We start from the raw sequence: 19,070 nt of genomic DNA, 5'->3' as shown, positions 1-19,070 counted from the left end.
GGAGGTTTATAATCAATGAAAAAAGTGATGCTAACAGCAGCTTTAACAGGTGCTGGAGATACTACAGCAAAGAATAAGTGTGTTCCTGTAACACCTCAAGAGATTGCTAAATCAGCAATAAAATGTGCAAGAGCAGGCGCGACAGTTGCACATATTCATGCGAGAGATCCAGAGACAGGTGGTATTAGCCACGATGTTGAATTTTTCAAAGAAGCCGTACGACTTATTAGAGTTGCAGATGAAGATATTATTATAAATATTACGTCAGGTGGTGGCGGAGATTTTATTCCAAACCTTGAAGATCCATATCTCGCTGCAGAAGGATCTGATATACAAACACCAGAAGAAAGACATGAACCGATAGGCAGCTTACTACCTGAAATGTGTACTTTAGATTGTGGTAGTGTCAACATGGGAGATACAGTTTATATAAGTCCAACTGATTGGTTAAGAAAACAAGCTCAACTTGTAAAAGAGGCTGGTGTTAAGCCTGAATTAGAGTGCTTTGACAGTGGTCATATTTCATTCGCTAAGCAATTAATCAGTGAAGGATTAATTGATGGTGAACCAATGTTCCAATTTTGTTTAGGTATACCTTGGGGAGCTGAAAATGATCCAGAAACGATAGAATACTTTAAAACGCGTATACCGGAGCATGCCCACTGGTCAGCATTTGGTATTGGAAGAATGCAATTTCCAACGGTTGAAGAAGCAGCAAAGCGTGGCGGCAACGTTCGTGTTGGATTAGAAGACAATTTATATTTAGCCAAAGGTGTTAAGGCAACAAATGAGCAATTAGTTGAAAAAGCTGTCGAAATATTGAACGGATTAGATATAGAACCAATGACCCCGGCAGAAGCACGTAAAAAATATCAATTAAGAGATCCACAAGGAGGAGCATAATGAAGTTTGCAGTTGTAGGTACAGGCGTTATCGGAAGTGGATGGATTACTAGAATGTTAGCTCATGGGCATGAAGTCATTGCTACAGACCCAAGTGAAGGCGCATATGAAAGAATGTTAAAACAAGTGAAACAAAATTGGCCATATGCAGAACAATTAGGTTTAGCAGAAGGCGCTGCAATCGATAATTTAACATTTACACCTTATTTGGAAGAAGCGGTTAAAGATGCAGATCATATACAAGAAAATGTTCCAGAAATTGAATCTTTAAAAGATCAAGTGCTGACAGAAATTGATTTTTATGCGAAAACGGATGCAACGATTGGTTCGAGTACTTCTGGTATTATGCCATCAGAATTGCAACAAAATTTACAACATCCTGAGAGATTGATTGTAGCCCACCCATTTCATCCAGTTTATATTTTACCGCTCGTTGAAATCGTTCCTGGTAAAGCAACAACGGAAGCAACAACATTAAAAGCTGAAGAAATTTACGAAAGCATTGGTATGGATGTACTTCATGTTAGACATGAGATTGAAGGACATGTAGCAGATAGATTAATGGAAGCACTATGGAGAGAGGCATTGCACATTGTTAATGATGGTATAGCGACAACGGAAGAAGTTGATAAAGCATTTACACATGCTGCAGGTTTGCGCTATGCACAATATGGTCCATTCATGACTTTCCATTTGGCCGGTGGTGAAGGCGGTATGCGTCACATGCTGAAACAATTTGGTCCAGCTTTAAAAAAACCATGGACTAAATTAGTAGCACCAGAATTAACACAGGGCCTGTATGACGAAGTGGTCAATGGCTGTGAATCATCTTCTCAAGGACAAACAATGGCGGAACTTGACCAAAAACGTAATGAATTCTTAGTAAAAGTAAAACAGCTTGCTGAGTCATATTGGCCAGAAGATACACCTTCTATGAAAAAGAAAACACAACAATCGGTGAAATAAAATGACAAACAAATTATATGAATACAAGACGCATGTAAATGAAGCTTGGGTCGACCATAATGGGCATATGAATGACGCAGAATATAATCGTGTATTTAGTGATACAATGGATGCATGGCTCGCATTTTTAGGGTTAGATGTGCAAACAATTGAAACGTTGGACTACACTGTCTTTACTTTAGAAAACCACGTTATGTATTTAAAAGAAATTAAAGTAAATGAAGCGATTACTGCTACAGTTGAGTTATTTGATTACGACACCAAAAGATTACATGTGTTTATGACATTAAGTGATGAAGCAAATGATAAGTGTGCAACTTATGAGGTTATGTTAATGGGAATGAATACTAAATTGCATAAGCCTGATGCTTTTCCTACTGATATACAAAAAGCAATTGATGATTATGCACAACATGCTTCAATAAAAAAACAACCCAAAGAACTTGGACATCTTATTGGTATAAAACGTAAATAAAATTTTTGAATGAGTTTGAAACGATTGAATAAAAAGGTGTTAAAAATATTTTATATAACCAAATATTTGGTTATAAATTGTTTAATGTTATTTATTAATGTATCTTGTTATATATAGGATGATAAAATCAAAGCTAAATTGATTATTCTGTTTTGATTGTTTACACACGAATAAAGTAGGGCTATGTGTGCTCATGTTTTTACTTATTTTTTAGTATTTGTATAACATCCACAGATAGTCCTATATTTATTATGAAATATTTGAAATTGAATATGTACATAGAAAGGAATTGACTCATGTTAAGTATTAAAAACTTATCTAAAGTCTATGGTGGAGGAAAGAAAGCTGTAGATAATATTTCACTTGAGATTGAAGCCGGTGAATTTATTGCATTTATAGGGACAAGTGGTAGTGGTAAAACAACTGCTTTAAGAATGATCAATAGAATGATTGAAGCAACTGAAGGGCAAATAGCTATAAATGGCAAAGATGTTCGCAAAATGAACCCAGTTGAGCTACGTAGAAAAATTGGGTATGTGATACAACAAATTGGATTGATGCCACATATGACGATTAGAGAAAATATCGTATTAGTACCTAAACTTTTAAAATGGTCTCAAGAAAAGAAAGAGAAAAAAGCTAAAGAACTGATAAAATTAGTGGATTTACCAGAAGAATTTTTAGATAGATATCCATCGCAGCTCTCAGGAGGACAACAGCAACGTATCGGTGTTGTGCGTGCGTTAGCAGCAGAACAAGATATCATTTTAATGGATGAACCATTCGGCGCGTTAGATCCAATTACGAGAGATACGTTGCAAGACTTGGTTAAAGAACTACAACAAAAGTTAGGTAAGACCTTCATTTTCGTTACACATGATATGGATGAAGCTATTAAACTGGCAGATAAAATTTGCATTATGTCTGAGGGACGTGTCATACAATTTGATACGCCAGACAATATTTTAAGACATCCTGAAAACGATTTCGTACGAGACTTTATTGGTCAAAATAGATTGATTCAAGATAGACCTAACATGCGTACAGTTAAAGATGCGATGATTAAACCTGTAACAGTTCATGCGGATAGCTCATTAAATGAAGCAGTTAAGATTATGAGAGATCGTCGTGTTGATACCATCTTTGTTGTGGGTAACAATCGTAGATTACTTGGATATTTAGATATTGAAGATATCAATCAAGGGTTACGTGGAAATAAAGAACTGATTGATACAATGCAACGCGATATCTATCGTGTAAGAATAGATAGTAAATTACAAGATTCAGTTCGTACAATATTGAAAAGAAATGTAAGAAACGTACCTGTAGTGGATAGTGATGAAGAAACGTTAATTGGATTGGTTACGAGAGCAAACTTAGTAGATATCGTGTATGACAGTATCTGGGGAGAAACGGATGAAGACGATGATGCTACACAAGACGCAATTGTTGAGCCCGATAATGTAGGAGCTGATAAGTAATGAAACAATTCATAGAGCAATATGGTGGGCAACTGATTTCCAAAACAGTCGAACACTTTTATATCTCAATGATCGCTTTGTTAATTGCAATCGTAGTCGCAGTACCATTAGGTATTATACTATCCAAAATGAAAAGAACTTCAAACATTGTTCTCACAATTGCTGGTGTATTACAAACGATACCAACATTAGCAGTATTAGCTGTAATGATACCAATCTTTGGTGTTGGAAAATTACCGGCCATTGTCGCATTATTTATCTATGTACTACTACCAATATTAAATAACACAGTATTAGGTGTTAAGAATATTGATAGTAATCTTAAAGAAGCAGCAATCAGTATGGGGATGACACGCTTTCAATTAATGAAAGACGTTGAATTACCATTAGCTTTACCATTAATCTTGGGTGGTATTCGATTATCATCTGTTTATGTCATTAGTTGGGCAACACTTGCAAGTTATGTAGGTGCAGGTGGCTTAGGTGACTTTGTATTTAATGGATTGAACTTATATGACCCATTAATGATTGTGAGTGCAGCTGTATTAGTTACAGCATTAGCATTAATAGTGGATGTACTATTATCATTAGTAGAAAAATGGGCAGTACCCAAAGGATTAAAAGTATCCAGATAATTTAAGGAGGACATTATGAAAAAGATAAAACAGTATTGTATCGCGCTTGTACTGTGTCTGACGGTGTTATCTGGATGTAGTTTACCCGGTTTAGGTGGAAATAGCTCAGACAACGAGGTCAAAATCACAGCACTTGCAACGAGCGAGTCACAAATTATGTCTCATATGTTGAGACTATTAATAGAACATGATACAGAAGGAAAAATCAAACCATCATTAATTAACAACTTAGGATCGAGTACCATTCAACATAACGCACTCGTAAATGGTGATGCAAACTTATCAGGTGCCCGTTATAATGGTACGGATTTAACAGGTGCATTAAATGAAAATCCTATTAAAGATCCAAAAAAAGCTATGAAAGCGACACAAGATGGTTTCCAAAAGAAATTTGATCAAACATTTTTTGATTCATATGGATTTGCAAACACTTATGCATTTATGGTAACTAAAGCAACTGCTGAAAAATATAATTTAGAAACTGTGTCTGATTTAAAAGCGCATAGCGATAAATTGAAACTAGGTGTCGATAGTTCATGGTTAAACCGTGAAGGCGATGGTTATCCAGGATTTACGAAAGCATATGGCTTTGATTTTAATACAGTACGACCAATGCAAATCGGATTAGTATATGATGCATTGAATTCGAATAATTTAGATGTAGCAGTCGGGTATTCAACGGATGGTCGAATTGCCGCATATGATTTAAAAGTATTGAAAGATGACAAACATTTCTTCCCACCTTATGACGCAAGTTCAGTGGCGACAAATAATTTATTAAAACAGCATCCAGAATTAAAACCAACAATAGAAAAATTACACAATAAAATTTCAACGAGTGAAATGCAGAAACTTAATTATCAAGCTGATGGTGAAGGTCAAGAGCCTGCAGTCGTCGCTGAAAAATTCTTAAAAGCACATAACTATTTTGAAAATGATAAGAAAGGTGGTCATTAGTAATGGAAGGTAATTTATTTCAACAATTAATTGAATATTATTCAGTAAACTTTGGCTACCTATGGGATTTATTTATTAAGCATTTACTTATGTCTGTTTATGGTGTTCTATTTGCAGCTATTGTAGGTATTCCTATTGGTATCGTCATTGCAAGATATAAAAAATTGTCTTGGACAATTATTACCATTGCAAACATCATTCAAACTGTACCTGTTATTGCGATGTTAGCAATATTAATGTTAGTGATGGGACTAGGTCCTACAACTGTAGTGGTAACGGTATTCTTATACGCACTATTACCAATTATAAAAAATACATTTACTGGTATTGTTGGTGTCGATGAAAATATTAAAGATGCCGGTAAAGGTATGGGAATGACGCGCAATCAAGTCTTGCGTATGATTGAATTACCATTATCTTTATCAGTCATTCTTGGTGGACTGAGAATTGCGCTTGTTGTAGCCATCGGGGTTGTTGCAGTCGGCTCATTCATAGGTGCGCCAACTTTAGGTGACATTGTTATTCGAGGTACAAATGCAACAGACGGAACAACATTTATTTTAGCTGGTGCAATTCCAATTGCTTTAATTGCAATTTTAATTGATATCTTCTTAAGATTTTTGGAAAAACGTTTAGATCCATCTAATAAAACGCATAAGAAGAAAAAACACGAACCACAAAGTATTAATTAATAAAGGTTGTGACTGACTTTGGCAATATTATCAATAAACTATAATTCGACGACGATTGGTATGCATCATCCTTTTATAGTGATTTTACCTGAAGACGCTACTTATTTTGATTCAAATGCACAACCGAAAGCGTTGAAAACGTTATTGCTTTTACACGGACTTTCAAGTGACGAAACGTCGTATATGCGTTATACGAGTATTGAACGGTATGCAAATGAGCATCAATTAGCAGTAATCATGCCGAATGCAGATCATAGTGGTTATAGTAATATGGTGTATGGTCATAAATATTATGATTATATACTTGAAGTATTGGATTATGCGCATCAAATATTACCACTCTCGACTAGCAAAGAGGACAATTTTATTGCGGGACATTCGATGGGTGGCTATGGCACAATCAAATATGCGCTGTTAGAAGGTCATCGTTTTGCGAAAGCTTGTCCTTTATCTGCTGCATTTAACGCACAAGGTTTGATTGATTATGATTGGTATGATTATTCTGGATCTGCAATTGCTGGTCCAAATGCACAAGTAGCAAATACAAACTTAGATCCGTATTATTTAGTGGATGAAGCGATTAAGAAACAAAAAGAAATTCCCGAATTGCTTATCATGTGTGGTACAGAAGATGATTTATACCGAGACAATCAGCAGTTTGTACAATATTTAAATAAACGCCAAATACCAAACATATTTGAAGATGGACCTGGTGAACATGATTACGCATATTGGGATAAAGCGATACAACGTGCAATCAAGTGGTTCATAGAAGGAATATAGAAAATCAAATCGGAATGATATGAGTCAAAAAAAGCATCCCCATAGAGGGATGCTTTTTTACGTATATTAGAAAATTTAAACTAATTTACAGTATAATTAGATGATTTAAATTCTTCTTCTAATTTACCTAAATGTCTTAAGGTAGGTGTCAATGCTGCAAAGAAAAATCCTTCTTTCAACTTACGTGCTTGTGGTGCTTTAGGAGAGTATGCTCTTGAACCACCATTGACCATAGACGCCTGATTAACTTCTAATAGTAAATATCCAGCTTCTTTTTTAAGTCGAATAAGTTCGCCAAATTGATTATCCAAATCATTTTTTGCAACAAGGTTATAAAAGTCTTGCTTGATCTGTTTATAGCGTGATTCAAAATCTGAAATGTCGTATTCTAAATATTTATTGATGCCATTTTGTGCGTCAGAGAATTTATGAATTAAATCAAGTGAAGCACGAACGGAACCTAGGGCAATAGGCACTTGTAGTGTTACAAATTTTGGTCGAATATCTGAGGCAAATGATTTTGCGTCATGCGTGATGATTTGCGTGTCAGGAATCAGTACATCATCCATCGTTATCGCAAATGTTGCTGAACCATTGACACCTAAGAAATTCGACTTCTCATCAAGTGTAATACCATCTTGATTGGCATGTACAATAAACATTACTAATTCATCATCAGTTTCAGACTTTGAAATGGCCCCAAAGTAGTGATCAGAACCGATATTGCTTACTGCTGGAAGTCTACCGTTTACGTAAAATTTTCCCTCTTGATAATGGTGAGATAAATTGAAAGACTCTAAATCATTAAATGATTTCATAGGATTTGATAAACCAGTTGCGCCTAATATATCACCATTTAATAATGATTGTTGTAAATCATGATTTAAATGCGCTTGGTCAGCATTTTCTAAGTATGTTGAGAATGCGAGTTGGCACCATAAGCAAAATCCTGTAGTTAGACAAGATTTGGATACTTCTTCAATAATTTCTAAATTATTTTTCAAATCATTTTCTTTAAAATAACCTTCTTTAAATAAAGTTTGAATAAATTGTTTAGGATAGTGTGTACCTTCATCTATTTCAATTAAATATGGATCTAATTCATATTCGATAAGTGTTTGTAAACTCATAATAACGTCTCCTTTATTCTCCGAATCGTTTTAGAATTAATTTTTCTAAATAACTAATAAATCTATCTATAATGAAGCCGAACAAACCAATAAAAAATATTGCGGCTAATACATCTTCTAAGTTCAACATATTTCTTGCATCTACTATCAAAAAGCCTAATCCAGACTGGGCACCAATCATTTCACCAGAAACTAAAAATATCCAACTCGTACCTACAGCCATATGAATACCACCCATAATATGTTTGAAGGCACCAGGGAATAAGATATTTTTATATAATTGCCAACCTGTTAAGTTAAGATTGGAAGCGATTTTTAAATATTGAGGTTCAATATGTCTAATGCCTTTAATTGTGTTAAAAACAATCGGAAAGAAAGCAGCGATAAAAATAATTGCCATAGCTGGTAAGCTACCGATACCAAACCAAAGTACAACGAAAGGTGACCAAGCGATAGGTGATATAGGTCTAATTAATTGTAAAAGTGGTTCGATGGCATGGAATAGTGCATTTACACGACCTAATAAAAATCCGATAGGAACACCGATTAAAATGGCAAGAACAAATCCGACTATGAAACGAAATAAACTAATAAACAAATGAGAAAATATTTCCCCGGAAATGATGAACTGCCAAATGCTCTTAGCAACAAGTAAAGGACCAGGTAAGAGGATAGGTTGATAATTTCCTATCCAAATTACGCATTGCCATATAAATAAGAAAATGATGAAACTAATAATAGGTAAAGTGAATTTTTTAGTTAATGCATGTGTCAATGCGTACTAGCCCTCCTTGTATAATGTTGGATCAACAAAATCTTTATAGTCAGGTGTGTTAAATAATTTATGTTCTTTGACTAAATGAGTGATTTTATTATAGCCTTCTTTTTCAATTGTTAAATCTCCATAAGAAGTCCAATCTGCTGATTGTTTTAAAACTTTTTTATCTTGTTTAAAATGTTTACTCATGACTTCTACGCTTTGCTTTTTATTGTTCATTTTATAACCAGCTTTTTTATAATCAGTCATAAAAGCTTGTGCTGTATGATGGTGTTGATTGATTAAATCCTCTCTGAGCACAAGTGCACAGCAATATGCATCAGGTATCACATCGCTACCATGTTTTAGCGTATGTCCTTTGCCTAGTTTTTCTCCTAAGGCACCAAAAGGTTCAGCTACTGAGTATCCTGAAATACGATTTTCACTTAAAGCTGCGGGCATTTCTGCAGGCGCCATTTCATGATAACTAAAGGTATCAGAGTCTAAATGAAGTTGTTTTCGCATTTCTTCTAATAGTAGGTAATGTGTCGAATACCGATGTGGTATCGCAAAGCTATAATCTTCGTGATTATGGAAGTCTGAAATTGTTTCATTATTTTGTCCCATAATGACATTACCTTCGTGATGGCCTAGAGCAACTGCTTTAATATTTGAACCTTTCTCTTTAGATTTCATCGCAAGTTCGATTAAGGTAGATGCACCATCGATTTTGCCACTATTTAAAGCGTCCATCAGGTCAGGCCAATTATTAAATCTTACTAGTTCTAAGTTGTAGTTCGCGTTTTTGGTTTGTTGCTGTATTTGTTGGGTCATCATCAAGTTTGCTGAATGTGTAATAGGTAAATAACCAATTTTTATAGTTTCTTTTTTATCGGATTGTTTTTGACTATTACTTTGTGTACAAGCAGAAAGTAATACTAGGAATATTAGAGAAAGGATTAATAATTTTTTCAATATGCTGCCTCCTTATAAATAATATTCCGGTTCTGCCATATAATGATTTAAGGCAAACTTTTCCATGATAGTATTACGGATATTTAATAAATGGCTATCATTGCGATTACGAGGATGTGATTGCTTAATCTTATATTGATCGATAATTTCACAACCCTCTCCAAGTAAAATAATATTGTCAGAAAGATATAATGCTTCATCTATATCATGTGTGACAAGAATAATAGTAGCGTCAGTTTGATGCTTTAATTGAATCAATTGATCTTGTAGTTTATAACGGGTAAATGCATCTAAAGCACCAAGTGGTTCATCCATTAAAATAACTTTCGGTTGATGTACTTGTGCTCTACAAAGTGCAACACGTTGTTTCATCCCACCAGATAATGATTCAGGGAATGCTGAGCCTTTATTATTTAAATCGACACTTTTTAAATGATGGTTAATTTCTTCATTACTCATACGCTTATTTAAACCAATGCGTATATTGTCATAGATATTTTTCCATGGAAAAAGATTATGATGTTGGAATATCATCAAACAATCTGGAGATGGCGTTTGTTTAATTTGACCATTGATATTAACAGAACCAGATGAGGGTGTTAAGAAACCTCCAATAATATTTAATAAAGTTGATTTGCCACATCCACTTTTCCCAATAAAAGTAATGATTTCTCCTTTATCTATATTTAGTTCGAAATCGTTAATGACAGTATTCTCTCCAAATTGATGATGAACTCGATTAATATGAATCACGGTAGACACCTCAATTATTCTTATCGTTTTAATAAGAATTGCGTTTACACTAAAGGGCTATGCAAGTACATAGCCCTTTAGTGGTTGTTTATGAATTTACTTTTTAGAAAATCTAGTGATTAATCACTTTGTAAAAAGGCAGTAGATGACTGGATTGAATTGCGCTTATATTAAGCTTATTCAACCCTAGTCATCCTTGCCGGGGTGGGACTACGAAATCTTTATTAAAACAAATGATTTCTGTCCCTCTCCCTAAGAACTACTAATCTCAATTCTATTGAGAAATATATAAGGATTACATTAGCTAAAGCTAATGCATAAGAACTACTAATCTCAATTCTATTGAGAAAGTAGTTCTTTATATTTTTTCGATGTCATCGATTGGTGTATCTACAGCTTTACGAGCACGGCGTACAGCGTCTTCATCTGGCGCATCGTACATACAAATACATTTTGTCATGTCTTCACAAACATACGTACGTTGGAATTGTACTTCCGGTACTTCTTCGTAGTGAACTGAATTTTTCTTCTTACGTGCTAAATATTGATCCATTGTAATACCTTCTGGGATATTCCAAGTTACAAGGTAGTCAATTTTAGGATCGCCTTTTTTAACTTCATCCAGTTCTTTACCAACTAGACGCACTTCTTTAACTAAATTTATATTAATTGAAGCATCTTCTAGAAATTGTTTTGCTTCAGTATCATTATTTGCTTCTACAATAAAGTAACCATGTGTTAAGTCTTCAGTAGCTTGAACTTCAATTAAAGTAGGTACATCACCAGTTGTTAATTGAGCAGCTTTATCTTCTAATTCTTTTTTATTTGAGGCAAAAGCCAAATCGTTTGCTTCTAGTAAAAATAATGTCATAAATCTTAACCTCCAAATATTAATAGTAGGTGTATAATACAATAAACCTTATCAGATTACAAGGATATGAAAATAGGTAATTTAAATTTTCTGATAAATTATAAAAATAGTATATAGTTAGCGGTTAAATTGTAATGGGTGCAGTAAGGTAATAAAATATACGTGTATAGATTTAAGTTTTTAAAAAATAAACCCGCACACGTCATTTAACTTTATACGTGTGCGGGTTATTAAATTATAATAGTAATGTTGCTAATATTGGAGCTACGATTACAACAATCACACCAACAATAACTAGAGAAATAGATGCCATAGATGCTTCAGTTTCACCAAATTCTTGTGCAGAAGAAACACCTAACGAATGGCCACTTGTACCAAGTGCTAAACCACGTGCAATAGGATTTGTTATATTAAATAACTTAATTAATTTAGATCCTAAAGCATATATCATCACACCATTTAAAATAACTGCTAGTGATGTCAACTCTTTGATGCCGCCGATATCTGCAGATACGGGTAATGCAATGGCAGTTGTCGCACCTTGAGGTAACATAGATGCTATGATGCCATTAGAAAATTGGAATGCTTCGGCGATAAGATAGATACAAACAAGTGCAGCAGTTGTACCTAATGTGATGCCCCCTAGGATTTGTTTCCAATATTTTTTCAAGACATCGCGACGTTTATATAAAGGTATAGCGAAACATATTGTTGCTGGTTCTAAGAAGAAATTAATGATATCGCCACCGATTTTATAATTTGCGTAATCAATACCAGTTAATTTTAAAAAGGCAATGCCGACGACCATGCTGACAAACAATGGTGTGAACAAGAAAAAGCCATTTGTCTTTTTAAATAAAAAAGTTGCGATGATAAAAGGTATAAGTGATAGTAGAATACCAAAATAAGGTGTATTAATCGCTAAATGTTCAATCATAATTTATCCTCCGCCAATTTTTTTTGTTTTGAATTTTTCGGAATAAAGGATTTCGTAATAAGCAACTGAGATAAAAATCCTGTACATAACAACAAGAGCAATGTTGAAATGATAATTAATAATATAATTAGGATTGGACTTGTGCTTAATACGCCTAATGAATTAATGACTGAAACACCTGCTGGTACGAATAAGAAACCAATGTTATTCGTTAATGTGGTTCCAACAGTTTCTACTTGGCCAAGTTTTACAATACCAGTACATAAAGCAATAAATAATAGGACAAGTCCTATTACTGAAGCTGGCATTGGCACCGGCATGAAACTTTCGATGATGTTTGAAATAAACATAATAATCGCTATAACAAGCGCTTGATGGAAAAAATTATATGTTTTAGAGATTTTATTGTGCCTTTTGCTTTGTTCTTTTTCTACTCCCATTTAAAATTGCCTCCCAAAATGATCTTGAGTTAATTATAAAATGAAAGCGATTACGATAGGGCGTTTTTGATGTGACTTACGACACGTTAGAGCTGAAATGCATAAATTGAAATGTGACTATCAATTAAGCCCCATCATTTGTTTGAAAGTTTTCATATAGGAGCGGCTAACTTGAAACTTTAATTGATTTGTCATGGTAAGTTGATACGTATAATTGAACCAATGTTCAATGGTTTGAATATGGGATTTATTAATTAATGTTGCACGATGGATACGCATGAAATTTTGCGTTTCAATTTTCTTTTCATAATGACTCAAAGGCTCTGAAGTTTCGAAATCGTCGAGTGTTGTATTAATTGTAGTAATACCATTGTTGACCGAAACTGCAATAATATCATCTAAGTTAATAATATGAATGCGTTCATTTACCTCAATAGGGAGCACTTTACTTGTTTTTGTTTTTTCGTTGTTTTGAGTATCCATAGAAGCTGTTGTATAACTATCACTATGATGTTCGGTAGTTTGCCCCAAAGCTTGTTCTACTTTGTGAACTGCTTGTGCAATACGTTGTTGCTCAAAAGGTTTAAGGATATAATCGATGGCATCCAATTCAAAAGCCTTTACAGCAAAAGTATCATGCGCTGTGGCAAAGATGATAAAAGGCGCATGTTTCATTTTCTTTATTTTGTTGGCAAGATCAAGACCACTTTCGTCCATTAAATTAATATCAAGAAAAATAACATCATAATCATCATAAAGTAATAGTTCTAATGTCTCAGAAACATTTTCTGCTTCATCAATTTTTTCAAAATGGTTTATTTGATTTAGCAAATAGTGAAGTTCATTACGTGCTAAGGGTTCGTCATCTACAATGATTGCTCTCAATTTTTTCCTCCTCTAAATTATGGTACGGAATCGTACAACTCACTTGTGTGCCTTGGTGATCGGAATGAATTTGAAGACTTGCTTCATAACCAAACAATCCATCTAATCTGCGATTTAAATTTTCTAACGCGCTGCCTGAACCAGATTCTGAATGGACACTGGTTTTACCAATTTTATCAAGTTTTTCATAAGGGATACCATGACCATTATCTGATACGGAAATGACTAAACCTGTTTGAGCTTTGTGTGCTTTTACGATAATTTCGTTATTGTATTTCCTATTTTTAAAAGCATGCTTAATGGCATTCTCAACAAGTATCTGTATAGCAAAAGGCGGTACAAGTGCGCCGTAACAAGTACGATCTATGTCAAACGACACATTGAAGCGGTCCGGATATCTAGCTTGTTCTAGAGATAAATAGGATTCTACTTGTTGTAATTCTTTTTCTAAAGAAATCGTGTTATTACGCGCACCTTGTAAATTAGATCTGAAAAATTGACTGAGTTGTAAAAGTAATTCACGTGCTTTTTCACTATCAATACGTACTAATGCAGAAATGGTATTAATTGCATTAAAGAAAAAATGTGGATTAACTTGTGCTTGAAGTGATTTAATTTCAGCATCACGTATTAAGGCACTTTGTGTTTCGGCTTGACCTAATTCAAGTTGACTGGAAAATATTTCAGCAAGTCCAGTTGCTAATTGTTTATCTGAATAGTTAACATCATATTTATTTGTAAAATATAATTTTAATGTCCCGACAACATCATTCTTGACGCGTAGAGGTACTACGATTGCTGCTTCTAAAGGGCATCCTGGGTGGTTACAACCGATTTCTTCACTAGAATATGCTTCTTTTAAAGTGCCAGATTGAATGGCTCGTTTAGATAAATTAGTAATAATTGCTTTTTGGGCAACATGATGGTCGCTCGCTGCGCCAACATGAGTCAAAATATCTTTACGGTTGGTAATTGCTACCGCAGATACGCGCATTAAATTAAGTATAATCTCTGCTGCTTTTTTCGCTGATTGCTCATTCAAACCAGAGCGGAAATAAGGCAATGTCTGGTTAGCAAGCTGTAACACATCATGTGTTTGTATCGCACGCGTTTCTTCCTCTTGTTTAATAGTAGATAAAATAATAGATAAAAATATTGCTGTACCGATGGAATTAATCGAAATCATAGGGATAGCGATGAGTTTTACTAATGTCCATGCATGTTCAGTATTATCAGAAAATAAAAGAATACAAAGCATTTGAATTATTTCTGTTGTACCACCAATGCACGCACCTTTGACTATCGTAGGATAACGGTTAGCACGCATCGCTTTATAGCCAAAATAGCCAGAAATTAAAGCGATGAAAATAGATGAAATCAAGTAAATATATGCATCAGCACCACCAATGTAAACACGATACATACCTGAAATGACGGCAACTGCTAATGCTACAAATGGACCACCGATAAGTCCTGATACGCCAATAGTCAAAACACGTGTATTTGCTAAAGAAGCATCAGAGTCTAGATGGTTATAAACAGTTCCATTAATTATTTCATCGCCTCGGATTTGTATACCAGTGAAGTTTGAAATCATAGAGAAGCAACCAAAAATAATAATTAATTGCCATTGTGAACGTCGTTTCTCGCGCTCATTCATCATTGTTTTAAAATGGTTGATGTTCATTAGTATATAGGCAATAAGTATGATTAAGCCCACACGTTCAAGAAGTAGTATAAATAAATTTAACATAATGCACCCTTATCATAGTTTGTCTTAATATAGTATACAGAAATTTTTTAGCTATATGTTATTGCAGAAAAGTAATTATCATTTTAAGCGATAAAATTTTAGTATAATTCGATGAATTTTAAAGAGAACATTACTCTTTAAGTTTACAAATACACATTTAACGCTGTTTTTTAGCAATATCTATAGCTAAGTGTTATTTTGTTAATATTGGGTTTTTAAATATTTTGTGAAAACGAAAAAATTATATAATAAATAATTGTCTGATGTTTTCACAAATAAATAAAGCTTAATTTCATTTTAAAAGATTCATTTTGAAATAGATATAGACTTTTTTAGAATATGTTTAATTTGAGTTTAAAAACGTGTATATCTTTTTTGAAGTGATGCAATGCTTTTTTGGGGACATAGGAGGAAAAAAGAATATGGAGTCATCACAATCATTTGAAGGAGATAATAGGCTTCTTGTAGGTATATTTTTAGGAGTTATTACATTCTGGTTATTTGCACAATCTCTTGTAAATATCGTACCAGATCTTCAGTCATCGTTTGATACAAATTATGGCACAATTAACGTGGCAGTTAGTATCACAGCATTATTGTGTGGGCTGTTTGTTGTCGGTGCTGGTGGGCTAGCTGACCGATATGGTAGAGTTAAAATGACATATATAGGATTGATTTTAAGTATTGTCGGTTCATTACTGATTATTATTCCTGGATTTATACCATTGTTAGTAGTTGGTAGAGCCATACAAGGCTTATCTGCTGCGTGTATTATGCCATCAACGTTAGCAATCATTAACGAGTATTACATAGGAAGCCGACGTCAACGCGCCCTGAGCTATTGGTCTATTGGTTCATGGGGCGGTACAGGTATTTGTTCATTATTCGGTGGCATGGTGTCTACCTTTGTAGGTTGGAGATCAATTTTTATTATCTCTATTATTGTGGCACTCGCAGCGATGTATTTAATGAAGCATGCGCCAGAAACAAAGGCGGTTCAAACAAAAGAAACGAAACGCGCCAAATTTGATACGATTGGACTTATTATTTTAATTATTGCAATGTTGAGTGTCAATTTGATTATTACACAAGCTTCAAATTATGGTTTATTTTCACCACTCATTTTGTCATTGATGTTCATTTTTATTGTTGCAGTTATTGGATTCTTATTTTATGAAACAAGAATACACAATCCGCTGATTGATTTTAGGATATTTAAAAATAAAGGTTACACGGGTGCAACAGTATCGAACTTTTTATTAAATGCCGTTGCCGGTACTTTAATTGTAGCGAATACTTATTTTCAATCAGGCCTTCATTTTACATCATTCCAATCTGGCGCAATGACGATTACTTATCTTGTGGCTGTACTTGTAATGATTAGAGTCGGAGAAAAAATACTTCAACACATTGGACCTAAACGTCCAATGTTAATCGGTGCAGGGTTAAATGCTGTTGGTATTATTTTAATTTCACTCACATTCCTACCTACACCGATGTATATCGTTATGTGTATACTTGGTTACTTAATTTATGGTATCGGATTAGGTATGTATGCAACGCCATCTACAGACACTGCTGTTACGACAGCGCCTGATGACAAAGTAGGTGTCGCTTCTGGTGTCTATAAAATGGCGTCCTCTTTAGGTAATTCGTTTGGTGTTGCGTTGTCAGGAACAATTTTTACGGTTATGACAACCACTGCGAATATACATGTAGGTGCCATGTATGGTTTGTTATTTAATGCAGCATTAGCTATTATTGCATTTTTAGTTGTTCTATTACTCGTGCCTAAACATCAATTCAATAATTAAAATAGAATGCAAACTGGGATATGAATTGATCCTGGAAGCTTATCTTTCATAGAACATCATTGTTATTAGAGCGGGACAGAGAAATCATTTCTAGAAGATTTGATTGCTGTTCCGCTCTATTTTTATTATCAAGGAAATTTATGAATTAATAGTTAAATAAGTGTATTGAAAAATTTTAATACTAAATGCATTGATTATGAAATTCAAAACGGTTTATAATCTAGTAAACGCTTACATATAGAGGTGATCAATTGACTAAATTATTATGGCAAACATATGAAGACAGATTGATTTTATTAAAACGTTTAGTAAATCATCAAACTGTGACGAATACGGAAGGTGAATTAACATTTCCGAGTTTTATAAAGCAATTATTATTACAGATTCCTTATTTTGAAAAAAATCAGTCACAAATTTTACTTGAGACTACAGAAGATAATAAAGAGGCCGTTGTAGTCTTTTATAAGGCGCCCACGACAACTAAAACGATTGTGTTAATTAGTCATTTCGATACAGTAGATGTAGATGATTATGGCTCATTTCGTGAAGATGCGTTTGACCCAGATAAACTAAAATATGATTTCACACAATACAGCAGTTATTTAAGTACAGATGCTATTGAAGATTTAAAAAATGACACCTACCTCTTTGGTCGGGGCGTGATGGATATGAAGGCTGGGTTAATGTTGCATTTATCATTAATCGAATTAGCAAGTATAGAAGTATGGGATATCAATTTGATCTTAGTAACTGTGCCAGATGAAGAAGTAAATTCATCAGGTATGAGAAAAGCAGTGGAAACGATAGCTTCAATAAAACAAACATTTCAATTAGACATTCAACTACATTTGAATAGTGAGCCAACGTTTCAACAAGCAAGTGCAGATGAACAACATTATATCTATTCTGGCTCTATAGGTAAAATTATGCCTGGGGTATTGTGCTACGGAAAAGAAACACATGTAGGTAACCCATTAGATGGTCTGAGTTCTAATTTTATGATGAGTTATATGAATCAAGCAATTGAGTATAACCATTTATTTAAAGAAGAATTTGAAAATGAAACGACACCATTGCCTGTTTCGCTTATGACGAAAGACATTAAACAAACGTATGATGTTCAAACGCCATTTAGGACAATGGGGTTATATAACATGTTTCTATTTAAGCAAAAGCCAGCGGATTTATATAGACAATTTATAGATACGGTCATTCGTGCGACAGAGCGTTGTGAAAGTGATTGGTTAAAAATATTAGAGAACGAAGACATTGAATTTGAAACAAAAATCAACGTCCTCACCTTTGATCAGTTAAAACAATATGCGATTAAACAATATGGCGAATCACGCATCGATAAAGAAATACAACAGGTTATCAAAGAAACGCCGGGGCTTCATATGCAGAGCATTCGTGTGACAGACCGCTTAATGCAAATTTGTCGCAATATCGCACCTGCAGTTGTGACATTTTTTGCGACACCATATTATCCTGCTGTAAATGTTTCATACGATCAAAAAATTGAGGAAACCATCGCATTAGTTAAAGAGACGTTTGAAGAAAAATTTCAACGTCAGAGTAAACGTATACATTATTTTAACGGTATCAGTGATAGTAGTTATTTAAATTTTGCTGGAGATATGTCTCAAATGATAACTTACGAAAAGAACACACCGAATTTTAATGCAACGTATACGATTCCATTTGAGGCGATTAAAGAAATCAGTGCGCCGACATTACTTTGTGGTCCTATTGGCAAAGATGCGCATAAAGTGAGTGAACGATTGCATAAAAAAAGTGCTTTTGAAGAATTACCATTTGTGTTAGAGAAACTCATAAAATCATATATTTAATTTCCGATTATCAT

General features: G+C 34.1%; 19 protein-coding genes. 10 read left to right on the top strand and 9 right to left on the bottom strand.

Annotated elements, in window-relative coordinates; genetic code table 11:
- The first annotated feature begins 15 nt into the window (after positions 1 to 15).
- The 8 genes from ACP7BT_RS08150 to ACP7BT_RS08115 all read left to right on the top strand — a co-directional run bounded on the left by ACP7BT_RS08150 (position 16) and on the right by ACP7BT_RS08115 (position 6,891).
- Positions 16 to 903 carry a 3-keto-5-aminohexanoate cleavage protein gene (locus ACP7BT_RS08150; protein WP_041079263.1) on the top strand — a complete coding sequence of 296 codons (888 nt, stop codon included), beginning with the start codon at positions 16 to 18 and terminating at the stop codon, positions 901 to 903.
- Positions 903 to 1,868 (top strand): 3-hydroxyacyl-CoA dehydrogenase NAD-binding domain-containing protein, encoded by a 966-nt coding sequence (locus ACP7BT_RS08145; RefSeq protein ID WP_002482407.1) that lies wholly within the window; start codon positions 903 to 905, stop codon positions 1,866 to 1,868. Before ACP7BT_RS08150 ends, ACP7BT_RS08145 begins: the two co-directional genes overlap by 1 nt.
- Before the next feature lies 1 nt (position 1,869).
- A complete protein-coding gene (locus ACP7BT_RS08140) occupies positions 1,870 to 2,343 on the top strand; it encodes a thioesterase family protein (RefSeq protein ID WP_041079261.1) in 474 nt (157 codons plus the stop codon).
- A 296-nt stretch (positions 2,344 to 2,639) separates the two neighbouring features.
- Complete coding sequence (locus ACP7BT_RS08135; RefSeq protein ID WP_002482409.1) at positions 2,640 to 3,824, top strand: betaine/proline/choline family ABC transporter ATP-binding protein; 1,185 nt, start codon at positions 2,640 to 2,642, stop codon at positions 3,822 to 3,824.
- Positions 3,824 to 4,459 (top strand): ABC transporter permease, encoded by a 636-nt coding sequence (locus ACP7BT_RS08130; protein WP_002482410.1) that lies wholly within the window; start codon positions 3,824 to 3,826, stop codon positions 4,457 to 4,459. Before ACP7BT_RS08135 ends, ACP7BT_RS08130 begins: the two co-directional genes overlap by 1 nt.
- Positions 4,460 to 4,474: 15 nt before the next feature.
- Entirely contained in the window at positions 4,475 to 5,416 is a 942-nt protein-coding gene (locus ACP7BT_RS08125; protein ID WP_041079257.1) for an osmoprotectant ABC transporter substrate-binding protein, read from the top strand.
- Between the two features lie 2 nt (positions 5,417 to 5,418).
- Positions 5,419 to 6,108, top strand: a complete 690-nt coding sequence (locus tag ACP7BT_RS08120) for an ABC transporter permease (RefSeq protein WP_002482412.1) — start codon at positions 5,419 to 5,421, stop codon at positions 6,106 to 6,108.
- An 18-nt stretch (positions 6,109 to 6,126) separates the two neighbouring features.
- A complete protein-coding gene (locus tag ACP7BT_RS08115) occupies positions 6,127 to 6,891 on the top strand; it encodes an alpha/beta hydrolase (protein ID WP_037537721.1) in 765 nt (254 codons plus the stop codon).
- 80 nt (positions 6,892 to 6,971) lie between these two features.
- Here the strand turns inward: ACP7BT_RS08115 and ACP7BT_RS08110 are convergent, their stop codons facing one another.
- The 9 genes from ACP7BT_RS08110 to ACP7BT_RS08070 all read right to left on the bottom strand — a co-directional run bounded on the left by ACP7BT_RS08110 (position 6,972) and on the right by ACP7BT_RS08070 (position 15,392).
- The gene (locus ACP7BT_RS08110) at positions 6,972 to 8,021 is read right to left on the bottom strand and encodes an acyl-CoA dehydrogenase family protein (protein WP_002482414.1); all 1,050 of its coding nucleotides are present in this window, start codon (positions 8,019 to 8,021) and stop codon (positions 6,972 to 6,974) included.
- A gap of 13 nt (positions 8,022 to 8,034) precedes the next feature.
- Positions 8,035 to 8,796, bottom strand: a complete 762-nt coding sequence (locus tag ACP7BT_RS08105) for an ABC transporter permease (protein ID WP_002482415.1) — start codon at positions 8,794 to 8,796, stop codon at positions 8,035 to 8,037.
- A 6-nt stretch (positions 8,797 to 8,802) separates the two neighbouring features.
- Complete coding sequence (locus ACP7BT_RS08100) at positions 8,803 to 9,753, bottom strand: ABC transporter substrate-binding protein (RefSeq protein WP_011302420.1); 951 nt, start codon at positions 9,751 to 9,753, stop codon at positions 8,803 to 8,805.
- A gap of 12 nt (positions 9,754 to 9,765) precedes the next feature.
- Positions 9,766 to 10,506: an ABC transporter ATP-binding protein gene (locus ACP7BT_RS08095; protein ID WP_002482417.1), complete on the bottom strand. Its 741-nt coding sequence runs from the start codon at positions 10,504 to 10,506 to the stop codon at positions 9,766 to 9,768.
- A 358-nt stretch (positions 10,507 to 10,864) separates the two neighbouring features.
- A complete protein-coding gene (locus tag ACP7BT_RS08090) occupies positions 10,865 to 11,377 on the bottom strand; it encodes a DUF4242 domain-containing protein (RefSeq protein WP_002482418.1) in 513 nt (170 codons plus the stop codon).
- A 235-nt stretch (positions 11,378 to 11,612) separates the two neighbouring features.
- On the bottom strand, positions 11,613 to 12,314 hold the full coding sequence (lrgB, locus tag ACP7BT_RS08085) for an antiholin-like protein LrgB (RefSeq protein WP_041079254.1): 702 nt from the start codon (positions 12,312 to 12,314) through the stop codon (positions 11,613 to 11,615).
- Positions 12,311 to 12,754 carry an antiholin-like murein hydrolase modulator LrgA gene (lrgA, locus tag ACP7BT_RS08080; protein ID WP_041079252.1) on the bottom strand — a complete coding sequence of 148 codons (444 nt, stop codon included), beginning with the start codon at positions 12,752 to 12,754 and terminating at the stop codon, positions 12,311 to 12,313. The genes lrgB and lrgA overlap by 4 nt, the downstream gene beginning before the upstream one ends.
- 120 nt (positions 12,755 to 12,874) lie before the next feature.
- On the bottom strand, positions 12,875 to 13,639 hold the full coding sequence (locus ACP7BT_RS08075; RefSeq protein WP_002482420.1) for a response regulator transcription factor LytR: 765 nt from the start codon (positions 13,637 to 13,639) through the stop codon (positions 12,875 to 12,877).
- Positions 13,617 to 15,392 carry a sensor histidine kinase gene (locus ACP7BT_RS08070; protein WP_041079251.1) on the bottom strand — a complete coding sequence of 592 codons (1,776 nt, stop codon included), beginning with the start codon at positions 15,390 to 15,392 and terminating at the stop codon, positions 13,617 to 13,619. Before ACP7BT_RS08070 ends, ACP7BT_RS08075 begins: the two co-directional genes overlap by 23 nt.
- A gap of 422 nt (positions 15,393 to 15,814) precedes the next feature.
- Here ACP7BT_RS08070 and ACP7BT_RS08065 point away from each other — a divergent pair, with 422 nt between their 5' ends.
- Together ACP7BT_RS08065 and ACP7BT_RS08060 are read left to right on the top strand one after the other, a co-directional pair.
- A complete protein-coding gene (locus ACP7BT_RS08065; RefSeq protein WP_041079250.1) occupies positions 15,815 to 17,206 on the top strand; it encodes an MFS transporter in 1,392 nt (463 codons plus the stop codon).
- 251 nt (positions 17,207 to 17,457) lie between these two features.
- Complete coding sequence (locus tag ACP7BT_RS08060; protein WP_041079249.1) at positions 17,458 to 19,056, top strand: M20/M25/M40 family metallo-hydrolase; 1,599 nt, start codon at positions 17,458 to 17,460, stop codon at positions 19,054 to 19,056.
- Positions 19,057 to 19,070: the final 14 nt, after the last annotated feature.

Origin of the sequence: Staphylococcus sp. Y174-1 (assembly GCF_049897865.1) — a bacterium.
In the GTDB taxonomy this organism is placed as follows: domain Bacteria; phylum Bacillota; class Bacilli; order Staphylococcales; family Staphylococcaceae; genus Staphylococcus; species Staphylococcus saprophyticus.
Note: the sequence above shows the minus strand (reverse complement) of the source record. Positions and strands in the feature narration are given on the sequence as shown.

Excerpts from the sequence above, each read along its gene's own strand:
- ACP7BT_RS08150 (WP_041079263.1), top strand. The coding sequence starts at position 16 with ATGAAAAAAGTGATGCTAACAGCAGCTTTAACAGGTGCTGGAGATACT.
- ACP7BT_RS08145 (WP_002482407.1), top strand. The coding sequence starts at position 903 with ATGAAGTTTGCAGTTGTAGGTACAGGCGTTATCGGAAGTGGATGGATT.
- ACP7BT_RS08140 (WP_041079261.1), top strand. The coding sequence starts at position 1,870 with ATGACAAACAAATTATATGAATACAAGACGCATGTAAATGAAGCTTGG.
- ACP7BT_RS08135 (WP_002482409.1), top strand. The coding sequence starts at position 2,640 with ATGTTAAGTATTAAAAACTTATCTAAAGTCTATGGTGGAGGAAAGAAA.
- ACP7BT_RS08130 (WP_002482410.1), top strand. The coding sequence starts at position 3,824 with ATGAAACAATTCATAGAGCAATATGGTGGGCAACTGATTTCCAAAACA.
- ACP7BT_RS08125 (WP_041079257.1), top strand. The coding sequence starts at position 4,475 with ATGAAAAAGATAAAACAGTATTGTATCGCGCTTGTACTGTGTCTGACG.
- ACP7BT_RS08120 (WP_002482412.1), top strand. The coding sequence starts at position 5,419 with ATGGAAGGTAATTTATTTCAACAATTAATTGAATATTATTCAGTAAAC.
- ACP7BT_RS08110 (WP_002482414.1), bottom strand. The coding sequence starts at position 8,021 with ATGAGTTTACAAACACTTATCGAATATGAATTAGATCCATATTTAATT.
- ACP7BT_RS08090 (WP_002482418.1), bottom strand. The coding sequence starts at position 11,377 with ATGACATTATTTTTACTAGAAGCAAACGATTTGGCTTTTGCCTCAAAT.
- lrgB (WP_041079254.1), bottom strand. The coding sequence starts at position 12,314 with ATGATTGAACATTTAGCGATTAATACACCTTATTTTGGTATTCTACTA.
- lrgA (WP_041079252.1), bottom strand. The coding sequence starts at position 12,754 with ATGGGAGTAGAAAAAGAACAAAGCAAAAGGCACAATAAAATCTCTAAA.
- ACP7BT_RS08070 (WP_041079251.1), bottom strand. The coding sequence starts at position 15,392 with ATGTTAAATTTATTTATACTACTTCTTGAACGTGTGGGCTTAATCATA.
- ACP7BT_RS08065 (WP_041079250.1), top strand. The coding sequence starts at position 15,815 with ATGGAGTCATCACAATCATTTGAAGGAGATAATAGGCTTCTTGTAGGT.